Origin of the sequence: Agrobacterium sp. CNPSo 2736, from assembly GCF_004005385.1 — a bacterium.
GTDB lineage: Bacteria > Pseudomonadota > Alphaproteobacteria > Rhizobiales > Rhizobiaceae > Agrobacterium > Agrobacterium leguminum.
In genome coordinates, this window is record NZ_RZTX01000003.1 from 294,221 (window position 1) to 309,058 (window position 14,838).

The 14,838-nt window shown below is 60.7% G+C and carries 11 protein-coding genes; 3 read left to right on the forward strand and 8 right to left on the reverse strand.

Annotated features, from left to right (window positions below):
- Window positions 1–18 precede the first annotated feature (18 nt).
- Window positions 19–1,839, forward strand: a complete 1,821-nt coding sequence (edd, locus tag EM858_RS07790) for a phosphogluconate dehydratase (RefSeq protein ID WP_080817812.1) — start codon at window positions 19–21, stop codon at window positions 1,837–1,839.
- A 216-nt stretch (window positions 1,840–2,055) separates the two neighbouring features.
- Window positions 2,056–3,420: a metallophosphoesterase gene (locus tag EM858_RS07795; protein ID WP_127756352.1), complete on the forward strand. Its 1,365-nt coding sequence runs from the start codon at window positions 2,056–2,058 to the stop codon at window positions 3,418–3,420.
- A 23-nt stretch (window positions 3,421–3,443) separates the two neighbouring features.
- Here the strand turns inward: EM858_RS07795 and EM858_RS07800 are convergent, their stop codons facing one another.
- The 6 genes from EM858_RS07800 to EM858_RS07825 form a co-directional block, all read right to left on the reverse strand.
- The gene (locus EM858_RS07800; protein ID WP_035236048.1) at window positions 3,444–3,800 is read right to left on the reverse strand and encodes a hypothetical protein; all 357 of its coding nucleotides are present in this window, start codon (window positions 3,798–3,800) and stop codon (window positions 3,444–3,446) included.
- 240 nt (window positions 3,801–4,040) lie between these two features.
- The gene (ugpC, locus tag EM858_RS07805; RefSeq protein ID WP_127756353.1) at window positions 4,041–5,129 is read right to left on the reverse strand and encodes a sn-glycerol-3-phosphate ABC transporter ATP-binding protein UgpC; all 1,089 of its coding nucleotides are present in this window, start codon (window positions 5,127–5,129) and stop codon (window positions 4,041–4,043) included.
- 20 nt (window positions 5,130–5,149) lie between these two features.
- Window positions 5,150–6,805, reverse strand: a complete 1,656-nt coding sequence (locus EM858_RS07810; RefSeq protein WP_127756354.1) for an alpha-glucosidase family protein — start codon at window positions 6,803–6,805, stop codon at window positions 5,150–5,152.
- 37 nt (window positions 6,806–6,842) lie between these two features.
- The gene (locus EM858_RS07815) at window positions 6,843–8,003 is read right to left on the reverse strand and encodes a carbohydrate ABC transporter permease (RefSeq protein WP_127756355.1); all 1,161 of its coding nucleotides are present in this window, start codon (window positions 8,001–8,003) and stop codon (window positions 6,843–6,845) included.
- A 1-nt stretch (window position 8,004) separates the two neighbouring features.
- The gene (locus tag EM858_RS07820) at window positions 8,005–9,018 is read right to left on the reverse strand and encodes a sugar ABC transporter permease (protein ID WP_046800613.1); all 1,014 of its coding nucleotides are present in this window, start codon (window positions 9,016–9,018) and stop codon (window positions 8,005–8,007) included.
- A gap of 103 nt (window positions 9,019–9,121) precedes the next feature.
- Window positions 9,122–10,483, reverse strand: coding sequence for an ABC transporter substrate-binding protein (locus tag EM858_RS07825; RefSeq protein ID WP_127756356.1), 1,362 nt, complete (start codon window positions 10,481–10,483; stop codon window positions 9,122–9,124).
- 275 nt (window positions 10,484–10,758) lie between these two features.
- On the opposite strand from EM858_RS07825, the gene EM858_RS07830 reads away from it, so the two are divergent.
- Window positions 10,759–11,784, forward strand: a complete 1,026-nt coding sequence (locus EM858_RS07830; RefSeq protein WP_127756357.1) for a LacI family DNA-binding transcriptional regulator — start codon at window positions 10,759–10,761, stop codon at window positions 11,782–11,784.
- A gap of 195 nt (window positions 11,785–11,979) precedes the next feature.
- Here the strand turns inward: EM858_RS07830 and EM858_RS07835 are convergent, their stop codons facing one another.
- On the reverse strand, window positions 11,980–12,879 hold the full coding sequence (locus EM858_RS07835; RefSeq protein WP_127756358.1) for a bifunctional methylenetetrahydrofolate dehydrogenase/methenyltetrahydrofolate cyclohydrolase: 900 nt from the start codon (window positions 12,877–12,879) through the stop codon (window positions 11,980–11,982).
- A 77-nt stretch (window positions 12,880–12,956) separates the two neighbouring features.
- Window positions 12,957–14,732 carry a hypothetical protein gene (locus EM858_RS07840; RefSeq protein WP_127756359.1) on the reverse strand — a complete coding sequence of 592 codons (1,776 nt, stop codon included), beginning with the start codon at window positions 14,730–14,732 and terminating at the stop codon, window positions 12,957–12,959.
- Window positions 14,733–14,838 lie beyond the last annotated feature (106 nt).

The window sequence follows — 14,838 nt, forward strand, 5'->3', positions numbered from 1 at the left end:
CGAACAGGATGAACGCCCATGTCCGCCGATTCCCGCATTCAGGCCATCACCGCCCGCATCGTCGAACGTTCCAAGCCCTACCGCGAGACCTATCTCGAGCGGTTGCGGCTGCAGGTCTCAAAAGGCGTTCACCGTTCCGTGCTTTCCTGCGGCAATCTTGCGCATGGATTTGCCGTCTGTTCCCCCGCCGACAAGGACATCCTTGCCGGCGACCGGGTTCCCAATCTCGGCATCATCACCGCCTATAACGACATGCTCTCGGCGCACCAGCCCTATGAAACCTTTCCCGCGATCATCCGCGATGCGGCCAAGGAAGCGGGCGGCATAGCGCAGGTGGCGGGCGCGGTTCCCGCCATGTGCGACGGCGTGACGCAAGGCCAGCCGGGTATGGAGCTTTCGCTGTTTTCCCGCGATGCCATCGCCATGGCTGCCGGCATCGGCCTGTCGCACAACATGTTCGACGCCGCCGTCTATCTCGGTGTCTGCGATAAGATCGTGCCCGGCCTCGTCATCGCGGCCCTCGCCTTCGGCCATCTGCCCGCCGTCTTCGTTCCCGCCGGTCCGATGACATCAGGCCTGCCGAATGACGAGAAGTCGCGCATCCGCCAGCTTTATGCCGAAGGCAAGGTCGGCCGCGCCGAGCTTCTGGAAGCGGAATCGAAATCCTATCACGGTCCCGGCACCTGCACCTTCTACGGCACGGCGAACTCCAACCAGATGCTGATGGAGATCATGGGCTTCCATATGCCCGGTTCCTCCTTCATCAATCCCGGCACGCCGCTGCGCGATGCGCTGACGCGTGAAGCTGCCAAGCGCGCGCTGGCGATTACGGCACAGGGCAACGAGTTCACCCCGGCGGGCGAGATGATCGACGAGAGATCCGTCGTCAACGGCGTCGTCGGTCTGCATGCAACGGGTGGTTCCACCAACCACACCATGCATCTGATCGCCATGGCGCGTGCGGCTGGCATCATCCTCACCTGGCAGGATATTTCCGATCTCTCCGACATCGTGCCGCTGCTCGCCCGCGTTTATCCCAACGGTCTTGCCGATGTGAACCATTTCCACGCCGCCGGCGGCATGGGCTTCCTCATCAAGCAGCTTTTGAAGCAGGGCTTCGTGCATGACGATGTGCGCACCGTCTTCGGCCAGGGCCTCGAGGCTTATACCGTGGATGCCAAGCTTGACGAGAAGGGCGCGGTTGTCCGCCAGCCCTCCCCCGAGCAGAGCCACGACCCGAAGGTGCTTTCCAGCATCGAGACCCCGTTCCAGCCGACCGGTGGTCTGAAGATGCTGACCGGCAATCTCGGCAAATCGGTTATCAAGATTTCCGCCGTCAAGCCGGAACGCCACATCATCGAAGCGCCGGCAATCGTGTTTCATGATCAGCAGGAGCTTCAGGACGCGTTCAAGGACGGCAAGCTCAACCGTGACTTCATCGCCGTCGTCCGCTTCCAGGGGCCGAAGGCCAATGGCATGCCGGAACTGCACCGCCTGACGCCGCCGCTCGGCGTTTTGCAGGATCGCGGCTTTAAGGTGGCGCTGGTGACAGATGGGCGAATGTCCGGCGCATCAGGCAAGGTGCCCGCCGCTATCCACGTCACGCCGGAGGCTTCCGATTGTGGCCCGATCTCGCTCATCCGCGATGGCGACATCATCCGCCTCGATGCTATCTCGGGAACGCTGGAAGTGCTGGTTTCCGCCGCCGAACTGGCGAAACGCGAACCGGCGCGCGCCGATCTTTCCGGCAATGAATGGGGCATGGGCCGCGAATTGTTCGCCCCCTTCCGCCGCAATGCCGGTCCGGCCGATCAGGGCGCCAGCGTCCTGTTCCATTGATTTTTGAAAGGCGAAGGCCGGATGCGGCTTTCGCCTTTCAACCCCACTTTGCGGCATCGCCTGAGTGCACCCCTCATAGCCGAGAGCTGGCGCAGAAACCGCTTTATTTCCCATGTCTTAAACGTCAGACTTGTCATGCGGCTGTGATGATCGCCCTTTAGGGCCTTCTCAGCCGGCCGCGGGACGGCGGCGCAGTTTCGGATGATGGGGCCTGACATGACGATATTCTCAAGCAAACGCCGCGATGTGCTGAAGCTCATGGCCGGCACCGCCCTGCTGCCGCTGATGGCGGCGGCAACGCCGGCTATGGCGCAGGACGTGGCGCTGCGTGCAATCGTCATCTCCGACCTGCATTCGGCCTATGAGCGCATCGGCCAGCTTCTAGCGGCCATCGAAACGCGCATCGCCGCCGACAGGGCGCCCCATATCATCTTGCTGAACGGCGACTTGTTCGAAATCGGCAATGCGGTGGCCGCACGTTCGGCCGGCGAGATTGAATGGACCTTCCTGGCGGCGCTCGCAAAGCTCGCCCCCACCGTCGTCAATATCGGCAATCATGAGCCTGATATCGACAACGATCTCGCCAATTTCGTCAGTCGCGCGCAGGCGCTCGGCATCACGGTGCTTTCCAATATCATCGACAAGCGCAGCGGCAAGCCCTATGCCGCCGCCAGCGCCGAAGTAAGCGTCGGCGGGCGGAAGGTCGTTCTGGCAGGTCTCGCCACCAATGCGATCAACACCTATCCCAAGGCCACGCGCGAAATGCTGGACATTCCGCAGCCGGTCGAATGGGCCAAGGCCAACCTTCCCGATATCGTCAAACCGGATGCGATCAACATCGTTCTCAGCCATGCCGGCGTCGTCGCCGACCGCGATATACTGCCGCTCCTGCCGGATGGCACCCTCTTGGTCGGTGGCCATGACCATCTGAACTTCGTGCATGAACAGGGCGCCACCCGCTATGTCCATACCGGTTCATGGTGCACCTCCATGACGGTGGCGACGATTACGGCTCCCGGCAAGGCTGCTGCCATCGAGACCGTCACAATCGATCGCAGCGCTCCCAGCTCACCGGCTCTCAAGACCCTGATCGAGCAGACGCTCGAAAAGCACCTCACGGCCGAAGAACGGGCCATCGTCGGCAAATCCGCCAACGCGATGACCGTCGATGAGGCGGGCCGTCGCGTGGCGCAGCTCATCGCCGCAAAAACCGGTGCGGATGTCGGCTTCATCGGCCACACCTCCTTCGGCGCGGGCCTGCCGCAGGGCGATATTCGCCGCTACGATTTCAACGCCTCGCTGCGTTTCGACGGCAGGCTGATGGTGGCGGAAGTGGATGGCGAGGCTCTCGCCCAAATCCTCAAGCGCTGCAATCAGGATGGCGACATTCCGCTCACCGCGCGCACCGGCGACTATCTCTACGCCATGCCGGAAAAGCCGGAAAACAAAGAGCGCTACAAGCTGGTCTGCAACGACTGGTCAGCCACCAACCAGAAATCCTATTTCGGCCGCAGCGACCTTGCGTTCACCGAGGTGCCGGATGTGAAGCTGAAGCAGACGGTTCTGGGTGGGCTTTCTTAAGTCCCTCGCCGATCATCCGATTTTCAGAACGACCGGATATCGAGCTTCCGGTCCCTATGCGCCGGATGCGTGCTGAACACGAAAATGCGGTCCAGTTCCTTCTGCGTCAGCATGCGCAGGAAGCGGACGTGGATGGTATTGTTGGCGTTGACGCGCAACATCACGCAGCCGATCTTGGTGATCCGGGCGTCGGGAATATCGAGATAGAACTGGTTGGGCAGGTTATATTTCGTCAGCAGCGCCAGCACCGCTTCGGTCTGGGAGATGCGGATGACATCGCAGCGCCGCGCCGCCATGTGCATCACGGCCTTTTCGGTATATTCGATGCGTGCGGCGTTCATGGTATCTTCCATGCGGAACCGGCTTTCGCGGTCATACATGAAGGATTCTTCCTTGCTCAGGTAATGGTTCCTGATGACACCCGTACCGCTCTGCACGCCCAGACTCCCATGCTCGATCAATGGATTGAGACTAGGTCATAGTCTTTAACAATTCATATCAGCGCAGGCTTAAACAGACCGGAAGCGGGACATTTCCGACATTTTTCCACAGCGGCAAAAAGGTCAGCAAAAACCCCGGAACGAGGAGGTTCCGGGGCACGGTCTCGGTATCGACGGCAGTTAGCTGCGATAGGTCTTGCCCTCGGCGTCGAAGAGATGAAGCTTTTCCTGCGGTGCCGCAAAACGCAGGGTTTCGCCCTTGCCGACGGAAACAATGCCCGGCACCTTGACGATGATCGGCTCCTGCCCCTTGGGCGCTTCGAGATAAAGCAGCGTCACTTCGCCGAGCGCTTCGACGATCGCGACTTTTCCCTCGAAAAGATAATCGTCCCCGGTGACGATGCTCAGATCTTCCGGCCGGACGCCAAAGCTTGCCGCCTCGCCCTTTTCGGTTGCGGGCGTGGGAACATAAACGGCGAGCGTTTTACCGCCGGCAAGTTCGATGGAGGTCCTCTCACCGGTTCCCGTAATTTTTGCAGCGATGATGTTCATGGCGGGCGAGCCGATGAAGCGCGCCACGAAAAGATTGGCCGGCCTTTCGTAAAGTTCGAGCGGCGCACCCACCTGCTCCACACGACCGGCATTCAAAACGACGATACGATCCGCCAGCGTCATCGCCTCCACCTGGTCGTGGGTGACGTAGATCATCGTCGTATCGGCCATCTGCTCGTTGAGCTTGGCGATCTCGATGCGGGTGGCGACACGCAGCGCCGCATCGAGGTTCGACAAGGGCTCATCGAACAGGAAGACTTTCGGATTGCGGCAAATGGCGCGGCCGATGGCGACGCGCTGGCGCTGGCCGCCGGAGAGCGCCTTGGGCAGCCGCTCCAGATATTGCGTCAGTTGCAGGATTTCGGCAGCGGCACGAACGCGGCGGTCGATCTCCTGTTTGTTCTCTTTCGCGATCTTCATGCCGAAGGCCATGTTGTCATAGACAGTCATATGCGGATAAAGCGCATAGGACTGGAACACCATGGCGATGCCCCGGCGCGAGGGCGGGATTTCATTGACGAGCTGGCCATCAATGAACATCTCGCCGCCGGTGATTTCCTCCAGACCGGCGATCATGCGCAGAAGCGTCGATTTTCCGCATCCCGAGGGACCGACGAAAACGATGAATTCGCCCTGTTCGATCTGAAGATCGATGCCGTGCAGGACCTTCACCTGCCCGTATGATTTGCGGATATCCTTGAGAACGAGACTTGTCATGGGTGTTCCTCCCTATTCTGTCAGGCGTAACGGGCGAAGAAAGCGCCCCATGCCGGAAGTTCTACGCTTCTGCCTTCAAGGCCGCTTGCAAAGCCGTGGCCTTCGAGAACCTCCCAGTTCCCGTCCGGCAGCGTGGTCTTTGCCGGCGTTGCGGACAAGTTGAAGAGGCAAAGCACGGTTTCGTTACCCAGCTTGCGGGTATAGCTCAGCACCTCACCCTGCACCGGCTGGAATTCGATACCGCCCTTTGCGAAGGCCGGGTGCTGCCTGCGGAAAGCGAGGAAGCGGCGGTAATGTTCCAGCACCGAAGCTTCATTGCCCTGCTGGGCGCTGACGGCGCGCTGCTTGTGCTCGGCCGGAATGGGCAGCCATGTCTTGTCGGCTGTCGAGAAACCGGCTTGTGCGTGGCCGGCATCCCACACCATCGGCGTGCGGCAACCGTCGCGGCCCTTGAATTCCGGCCAGAACTGGATGCCGTATGGATCCTGCAAATCCTCGAACGCGATATCGGCCTCGGTGAGGCCGAGTTCTTCGCCCTCATAGATGCAGACGGAGCCGCGCTGCGTCATCAGCAGCGCCGAAAGAACCTTGGCGAAAGCGTCCTTATCCTCGACATGCTCGCCCCAGCGGCTGACATGGCGCACGACATCATGGTTGGAGAAAGCCCAGCAGGCCCAGCCTTCCGGTGCGGCTCTCGCAAAATCCGCCTGCACATCGGCGACGCGCTGCGGGGTCAGCGCATCGGGTGCCAGGAATTCGAAGGCATAGCACATCTGCATCTTGTCGTCGCCGGAAGTATATTCACCGACGATTTCGAGGCCGCGCTGGCTATCGCCGACTTCGCCGACAGCGGCGATGTCTGGAAACTCGTCCAGCACCGCGCGGAAGCGCTTCAGGAAGGCGATGTTTTCCGGGCGGTTCTTGTCGTAGAGATGTTCCTGGAAGTTATAGGGATTGACCGCAGGTGCCGTGGAGGCATTGCGGCGCTCCGGCGCGAGCGCCGGGTTATCGCGCAGCTCAAGGTCATGGAAATAGAAGTTGATGGTGTCGAGGCGGAAACCATCGACGCCGCGCTTCAGCCAGAAACGGGTGATGTTCAGCAGTTCTTCCTGCACTTCAGGGTTATGCAGGTTGAGGTCCGGCTGCTGGGTCAGGAAGTTGTGCATGTAATATTGCATGCGGGTCGGATCCCACTGCCAGGCGGAACCGCCGAAGATCGACAGCCAGTTATTGGGCGGTGTGCCGTCCGGCTTGCTGTCCGACCAGACGTACCAGTCCGATTTCGGATTGTTGCGGCTGGCGCGGCTTTCCACGAACCACGGATGCTGGTCCGAGGTGTGCGACATGACGAGATCGATCATGACGCGGATGCCAAGGCGATGGGCCTCCGCAATCAGCCCGTCGAAATCGGCAAGCGTGCCGAACATCGGATCGACATCGACATAATTCGAGACGTCGTAACCGAAATCCTTCATCGGCGAGGTGAAGAAGGGTGAAATCCAGATCGCATCGGCACCGAGGCCGGCAATATGCGCCAGCCGGTCGGTGATGCCCTTGAGGTCGCCAATGCCGTCGCCATTGGAGTCCTGATAGGAGCGCGGGTAGATCTGATAGATAACAGCGCCGCGCCACCAGTCCTTGTTGGGCGTCAAAGCGGAAGTCACCGAAGCGGTCATGGAAGTGTCCTGTCTGGTATGGGCGTTCATGGAATGATCAGCCTCCCTTGACGGAGCCTGCGAGCAGGCCACGCACGAGATAACGTTGAAGAGCAAAGAAGACGCAGAGCGGCACGACGATGGTGACGAAGGCCGAGGCGGTGAGGATTTCCCAATTGCCGCCGCGCGAACCGAGCAGCGCGTTGAGCGCACCGGTCAACACCAGTTCGTCCTTCTGCGTGCCGAGGAACACCATGGCGACGAGCAGGTCGTTCCAGGTCCACAGGAACTGGAAGATGGCGAAGGAGGCAAGCGCCGGGAAGGAGAGCGGCAGGATGATCTTGACGAAGATTTCAAAATCGCTGGCACCATCCACGCGGGCGCTTTCGATGATCTCTTTCGGCAGGCCGGAAATATAATTGCGCAGCAGATAGATGGCGAGCGGCAGGCCGAAGGCGGTGTGCGCCAGCCAGATGCCGGCATAGGTCTTGGACGGCACACCGAAGATGGTGCCGATTTCATTATAGAGCCGCAGCAGCGGGATCAGCGACATCTGCAACGGCACGACGATCAGGCCCACAACCATGGCAATCAGCAGATTGCGGCCGGAAAAGCTCATCCATGACAGCGCATAGGCGGCGAAGGCCGCAATGAGGATGGGGATGACGGTTGCCGGCACGGCCACGGTGAGTGAGTTGACGAAGGACTGGCCGATGCCTTCCGAGGTCAGAACCGTGCGGTAATTGTCGAGCGTGAAGACGGGCGGCGTCGCGACGGAAATATAGACGCGCTTGCCGCGCGCGCCCTCGAAGCTCGAAGCCTTGCTATATTCGTAAGTGCCGTCCGTATTGACGAGCAGGGTTTCGCCATCGCCGATATCGGCCGGTTCGCCGGCGTTGAATGCTCTCGGTTCCTGAACGCGCACGCCGAAGGCGGAGACTTTTCCGCCGGCACCATTTTCAAAAACATTGCCTGATATCACATAGCGGCTTCCGTCCTGCTTCTGCACGGAAGCATCGGCGAGGCGCACTGCCGAGGTCTGTTCGGAGCTGGAGAAGGCCGTCCACCAGCCCGACACGGTAATCTGGTCCTTGTCGCGCAGCGAGCTGACGAGAATGCCGAGCGTGGGCAAGAGCCAGAGAAGCACGACGACGAGAACACTGGCATGGACGATGAGGCGCGGCAGGCCGACGCGGCGCAGGCGTTTGACGATATTCATCTCAGCGGCCCTCCATCTCGCGGTTCGCCTGGCGGATATTCCAGACCATGATCGGGGTGACGGCCGCCATGATGATGAGCGCTATAACAGCACTTCGGCCGCTGTCGCCGCCACCGCGGAACATCCAGTCGAACATGAGATTGGCGAGAACCATGGTATTCCACTGGCCATTGGTCATGGTCAGCACGATATCGAAGACCTTGAGCACGAGAATGGTGATCGTCGTCCAGACCACGGCGATGGTGCCCCAGATTTGCGGCACCATGATCTTCCAGAAGATCTGCCAGCCATTGGCACCATCGATGACAGCCGCCTCGATGGTTTCTTCCGGAATGCCGCGCAGTGCTGCGGACAGGATGACCATTGCGAAACCGGTCTGGATCCAGATGAGGATGACCATCAGGAAGAAATTGTTCCAGAAGGGCATGGAAATCCACACCTCCGGGCTGCCGCCGAAAAACTCGACGATGGCGTTCAGGAGGCCGATCTGTACCTGACCTTCGGCGCGATACTCATAGATGAACTTCCAGATGACCGATGCGCCAACGAAAGAAATCGCCATCGGCATGAAGACGATGGATTTGGCGATGTTGCCCCACCAGATGCGGTCGGTCATGACGGCAATGACGAGGCCGAAGAAGGTGCAGGCGGCCGGCACGACGGCGAGCCAGAGGATGTTGTTGAAGATCGACTGGCGGAAACCCGCGTCGAAAAACGCCCAGCGATAATTGGCGAGGCCGACGAATTCGCTGCCTGTGCGATCATAAAAGGACAGGATCAGCGTGGCGATGACGGGATAGACCAGGTAGACCAGCAGAAGGATCAGCGCCGGGCCGATGAACAGCCAGGGCCGGACGGCGGCGCGGCGGTTTAGATTGCGGGATGCGTGAATGACATCTCCCGATCGGACGGGAAAGATCACCTGCAGCGCCTTGTCGGATAGCCAGTAATAGGCAGCGCAGGCAAAAACGCCCGCTACCATGACGCCGATGGCAGACACGAGTTGTTGAGCCATGTTCCCTCCCTGATCCTCTCCGCGCCGCGCTGATTTATGCGGTCATCGGATCCGTTCCATTTGGTAAAGGCCCGGCAGCGTGCCGCCGGGCCTGATCCGATTGTTACTTCAGGCCGTCCCAGGCCTTCTGGATATCGGCGGCGACCTGATCGGCGGATTTGCCACCGACGAAATCGATCATGCCGGTCCAGAACGCGCCGGCACCGATCTTGCCGGGCATCAGGTCGGAACCATCGAAACCAAAGCTTGTCGCGGTCGTGAGGATTTCACCCTGTCGCTTCATCTGCTCGTTGGCATAGGTCTCGACATTCACACCCTTATACGGCGTCAGGAAGCTGGACTGTGCCATCCACACTTCGTGGGCGATCGGGGTCTTCAGGAATTCGACGAATGCCTTGGCTGCCGGTGCTTCCTTGGTTACCGTGACGAGCGTGCCGGCGCCGAGAACCGGTTTCCCGAGGTCAGGCTTGGACGCGTAAGTCGGCATGTAGAAGAAATCCGCATCCGTTCCGACCTTGGTGCCTTCAGGGAAGAAGGACGGAATGAACGATGCCTGATGGTGCAGGTAACATTTCGGCGGAATGTCGAAGAGACCCTTGGGGCTGTCGCGGAAGTCGGTGGAGGCCACGGCTGCAACGCCGCCGCTCACGTATTTTTCATTCTTGGCGAATTTGCCGAACTCGTTGATCGCCTCGACCACGGCCGGATCGGTGAACTTCACCTCGTTGGTCGTCCACTTCTGGTAAACGTCGAGCGGCTGCGTGCGCAGCATCAGGTCTTCCACCCAGTCCGTTGCCGGCCAGCCGGTTGCCCCGCCGGAACCGAGACCGATGCACCAGGGCGTGCCGCCATCGGCAACGATCTGGTCCGTCAGCTTGAACAGATCTTCCATGCTCTCGGGCACCTTGTAGCCCGCTTCTTCGAAGTTCTCAGGCACGTACCAGACGAGCGACTTCACGTCCGCCTTGAAGGGGAAGGCGAAATAGGCCTTGTTGCCGTCCTTGCCCTTGTAGCTGCCGAGATCGACCCAGGACTGGCCCGCGCCGTAATTTTCCTTGACCCAGTCGGCGGTCTTGTCGCCGAGCGGCACGAGGAACCCCTTGGCGGCCAGATCGGCCAGAAGGCCGGGCTGCGGCAGGATGGCGATATTGGGCGGCGAACCCGCCTGCGTATCGATGACGATCTGCTGCTCGTAATTTTCAGACGAGGAATAACGGACGTTCACGCCGGTCGCATCGGCGAAATAGGCAAGCACCGACTGGAACAGCGCCTCATCCTCACCGCGCCACGGGCCGAAAATCGTCAGCGTCTGGCCTTTCAGATCGGCATGGGCCGCCTTGAAGTCCTCGTAGCTTTTCCAGTTGAACTTGGCGTCACCGCCGGGCGCGAATTTCAGGTCAGCGGCAGAGGCCGCACCGGACAGCAGCGCTATTGCAGCAGCCGTCGCCAAAAGAGTCTTCTGCATGTGATTTACCTCCCATCACATAAAAGGCTCAAAGCGTCCTCGCTCAATCAAAGCGCTTTGGCTGCCTATTCATCTCATTGTCATCAAGAAGGAGTCAAGAGGCTCTTTCTGCGGAAACGTTGCAGCGCCTTGTGAATAATCATATTTATTTAGAAAGGCGGCTATCGTTTTCGATTGAGAAAAGCGGCGGAGGCTGGTAAAAATCTAAAGCGCTTTGGAAGCCTGGGGAGAGGTTTTACCGTTTCCAGAGCGCACGCATGGAGGAAATGAGAGACATGAACCTGAAACAGTTGTCGCAACTGCTGGGCATTTCGCAGACGACCATCAGCAGGGCGCTCAACGGCTATCCCGAGGTCAGCGCCGACACGCGCCGCCGCGTCATGGAGGCTGCCGAAAAGACGGGCTATCGCCCGAATGCCGCGGCACAGCGACTGGCGACGGGCAAGGTCGGCTCCATCGGGCTTGTCATGCCGATTGGTGAACACCATCGTTCCGACGTGCATTTCGGCGAATTCCTGAGCGGTCTCGGTGAGGAAGCATCGCGCAGCGGCTTTCATCTCGTCATCATGCCGACAGAGCCGGAAAAGGAACGCGAAGCCCTGCGGGGGCTTGCCGCAAGCGGCAGCGTCGATGGCATCTATCTCGCTTATATGAAGAAGAACGACCCGCGCATCGCCATGATGCAATCGCTCTCCCTGCCCTTCCTCGTGCATGGCCGCTCTGTTGGCGTGGAGGAGGATTATCCCTATCTCGACGTGGACAACGAGGGCGCCTTCCGCGATGCGACCCAGCTTCTCCTCCAGCTAGGCCACACGCGGATCGGGCTACTGAACGGCCCGGAGGGTTATGATTTCACCTATCGGCGCTGTCTCGGGGTGGAAAAGGCGCTTTCGGCAAATGGCCTGACATTGCATGCGAACAACAAAAGACACAGCAGCATGACCGACGAGGAAGGTTATCTCGGCATGGAAGCGTTGCTGTCACGCCCGGAAAAGCCGACCGCCATCCTTTGCGCCAGTACCGCGCTTGCGCTCGGCGCGATCCGTTCGCTCAACCAGCGCGGCTTGAAACCCGGCAAGGATATTTCGCTGATCGCCCATGACGACGTGCTGCCGCTTTTGAAGCCGGATAATTTCTCCGTGCCGCTGACCACCACCCGTTCGTCGCTCCGGGCAGCGGGGGTGCGCGTGGGCCAGCGCCTGATCAACCGCATCAAGCTGAACCAGACGGAACCGCATCAGGAACTCTGGAAGGCGGAACTGGTGGTGCGCGCTTCGACGGGGCCGGCTCCGAAAACGTAGAGGCTGGCCTCCATCCCCCGGTCGTCATACCGGCCTTGAGCCGGTATCCCGCCAGCCCAAGTCCTTGGGCTGAAAAGAGTCGTCGCGCCGCGCAGACGCGCGTCGGCTGTATTCCGGCTCAAGGCCGGAATGACGGCAGTGAGGGGCAGCGCACAAAAATTGCTGTGCCGTGTAGTTCGATTGAACCCGACAGGCTTAAAACTTCGGCGCGGTCAGACCCAGCGCGCGATGGGCGGCGATGACGGTGTTGGCCATCAGCATGGCGATGGTCATCGGGCCGACACCGCCGGGAACAGGCGTGATGGCTGCGGCAACGGCGCTTGCCTCGTCATAGGCGACATCGCCCACCAGCTTCGACTTGCCTTCGCCCTTTTCCGGCGCAGGGATACGGTTGATGCCGACATCGATGACGGTCGCGCCGGATTTCACCCAGTCGCCCTTCACCATCGCCGCGCGGCCGACCGCCGCGACCAGAATATCCGCCGTCTTGCAGATGCCGGCCAGATCCTTGGTGCGGGAATGCGCCATGGTCACCGTAGCATTGGCATTCAGGAGAAGCTGGCCCATCGGCTTGCCGAACAGGTTCGAGCGGCCGATGACCACGGCGTTGAGGCCGGAAAGGTCTTCGCCGTGAATGCCGCGCACCAGAAGCATGGCGCCGGCGGGCGTGCAGGAAATGAGACCGGTGGCGAGATCGCCGGTCGCGAGCTTACCGGCATTCAGCACGCTCAAGCCATCCACATCCTTTTCAGGCAGGATCGACTGGATGATCTCATCGGAATTGAGGTGTTTCGGAAGCGGCAGCTGCACCAGAATGCCATGAATGGAAGCGTCGGCGTTCAGTTCGCCGACCAGCTTGAGGAGTGCGGCCTGCGTGGTTTCCTCCGGCAGCGTGTGCTGGACGGAGTTGAAACCGCATTGCTTGGCCATCTTGCTCTTGGAGTTCACGTAAGCGTGGCTGGCCGGATCGTTTCCGACGATGACGACCGCGAGACCGGGCTTTACGCCCTTTTCCGCCTCAAGCGCTTCTGCCGATTTGCGGACCGCCTCCGTTACCGAAGCCGCCTTCGCCTTCCCGTCAATCACAACTGCCATGCGTCCTGCTCCTGCTGGGTTACGTAGGCTCCGTATGGTGCCCCCGTCGCAGGAATGCAAGCGAAAATGCGGCGTTTTCAGGCTGTTTTGCGGTAGTCGTCACGGCGATCGGCGTAATCGGTAAGACACTCTCTCAGGAACGCCAGTTCGCGTCGCAATTCCATCAGCTCCTCGGCTTCAGCCTGGGCATGGTCGAAATTCCCGGCAAGGGCTTCGGCCAGAAGCGGCGGAAGTCCGGAAGAGGCCGGATCAGCCGCCCTGACCGTGCGGTTGCCCATCAGGACCTGCCGCACGCGCTCGTCCAGCGGCATGTCGTCGTCGTCATTGACGGCCTCGCCGTAGTAGTCGGCAAAGCCGTCTTCCTCCGGCTCGATGTTGCCCTCTGCGGCAAGATCCTGCAGATCGTCGAACACAGCCGGCTCGATCGGTTCGAATTCGGAAATATGCAGAGACTCAACCGACGGCTCGGCGGAAGATGGAGGTTGCGCGCCCTCTTCGATGAGCAATGCACCTTCCTCTTCCTCGTCATGGCGACGATAGCTCAGGAGATAAAGACTGCCCAGCAGGCCGATCAATGCACCGCCGCCCGCCAGCAGGGCGGCCTGCGTCAGGTCGCGGGTCAATTCTCCGGGGGCTGCCTTCTTCGCCAAACGGGTTTCGACCGCGGGCGTGGCGGATGCGGAGAGGTCGCGGCGTTCGCTTGCCTCAAGATAGGCATTTCGCGCCGTTTCCAGTTCACCCTGCAATCTGGAGAATTCGCCGGGGGCAACGCCGAGTTCGTTCAGGCGGTCGAGGTATTTCTTTTGTTCGCCATTGGCGGTCGCGATCTCCTGAGAGATGCGCTTTTCATCCGCCCGCAGGCCTTCCAGCAATTGCCGCAATGCGGGGGCGGCAAGCGCCTGTGCGGCATCCACCGCATTCTGGGCGGCGATGCGGCGGGGGTGTTTCGGGCCGTAATCGACCGAAACCGCAGCAAGCGCCATGCTGGCGGTCGCATGCTTCTGCCTGATATCCTCAAGCGCCGAAAAACCCACGCCGGCCGGCAGAGGCTTCGCAAAAACATCATTCGGCTTCAGCGCCGAAGCCGCCGTCAGATCGGCCTGAATGGACAATTGCTGCCGGGTGGTTCGCGCCAGATTGTCGTTTACGTCGCGCAGCTGCTGTTCGAGTTGCTGCGCCTCGGCCATCACGGCGTCACCGTGGCGCATCTGGAAACCGTTCAGCGCGGCTTCCGCCTCATCGAGCCTTGTCCGCGCCCTCTCCGTCTCACGCATGGCGGGCGTCATGGTGCCGGCCTTGCCATCCGCGATCACGCGCATCGAAAGATAATCGGTCAGCCGCATGGCGGTTTCCGGCGTTGCGGCCTTGCCGGTCACGATCAGCGTATTTTCATCCGGAGTGAGTTCCAGCCGGATCGCTTCGCCCACCGCACCGTTCAGCGCCTCCCGCTCGGATAGCGGACGCGCATCCGCACCGGTCAGAAGGTCGAAAAGCAGGCCAAGTTCGCCCTGATTGCGAACGCCGACCATATCGGCGGACTTCAGCTTGAGATCGGCGGTTATCCGGTCGAGCCCGGAGGGTGAAAGCAGGGTACGACGCGCCATCGCCAGAAAGCGGGCCGCATCGGGGGCATCGTAAGCGGTCTGGGAGACCTCGATCCGGGCCTGCGAAACATAACCGCGAAAGCCCGAATCGACGAGCAGAAGCGGAAGGGCAGCCCCGGCAACGGTGGCGGCGGCGATGCAGCCGGACGTCAGCAGCCGCCGGCAATGTCTGCGCCATTGCGATACGGGCGCTGCGACATCATCCTCGTCAGGGCGGATCGCCATCATGTCCGGATTGTCATCAACCATCTGAAGCCGTCTGCCGCCCTCGGTGCCGCCCGCAACGGGCGACTGTCAAAACCTTACGAGAGGTTAAAGGATCGTGGCAAACAAATGGTTAACGCAACGCCTGCGA

Excerpts from the sequence above, each read along its gene's own strand:
- edd (WP_080817812.1), top strand. The coding sequence starts at position 19 with ATGTCCGCCGATTCCCGCATTCAGGCCATCACCGCCCGCATCGTCGAA.
- EM858_RS07795 (WP_127756352.1), top strand. The coding sequence starts at position 2,056 with ATGACGATATTCTCAAGCAAACGCCGCGATGTGCTGAAGCTCATGGCC.
- EM858_RS07800 (WP_035236048.1), bottom strand. The coding sequence starts at position 3,800 with ATGTATGACCGCGAAAGCCGGTTCCGCATGGAAGATACCATGAACGCC.
- ugpC (WP_127756353.1), bottom strand. The coding sequence starts at position 5,129 with ATGACAAGTCTCGTTCTCAAGGATATCCGCAAATCATACGGGCAGGTG.
- EM858_RS07810 (WP_127756354.1), bottom strand. The coding sequence starts at position 6,805 with ATGACCGCTTCGGTGACTTCCGCTTTGACGCCCAACAAGGACTGGTGG.
- EM858_RS07815 (WP_127756355.1), bottom strand. The coding sequence starts at position 8,003 with ATGAATATCGTCAAACGCCTGCGCCGCGTCGGCCTGCCGCGCCTCATC.
- EM858_RS07820 (WP_046800613.1), bottom strand. The coding sequence starts at position 9,018 with ATGGCTCAACAACTCGTGTCTGCCATCGGCGTCATGGTAGCGGGCGTT.
- EM858_RS07825 (WP_127756356.1), bottom strand. The coding sequence starts at position 10,483 with ATGCAGAAGACTCTTTTGGCGACGGCTGCTGCAATAGCGCTGCTGTCC.
- EM858_RS07830 (WP_127756357.1), top strand. The coding sequence starts at position 10,759 with ATGAACCTGAAACAGTTGTCGCAACTGCTGGGCATTTCGCAGACGACC.
- EM858_RS07835 (WP_127756358.1), bottom strand. The coding sequence starts at position 12,879 with ATGGCAGTTGTGATTGACGGGAAGGCGAAGGCGGCTTCGGTAACGGAG.
- EM858_RS07840 (WP_127756359.1), bottom strand. The coding sequence starts at position 14,732 with ATGGTTGATGACAATCCGGACATGATGGCGATCCGCCCTGACGAGGAT.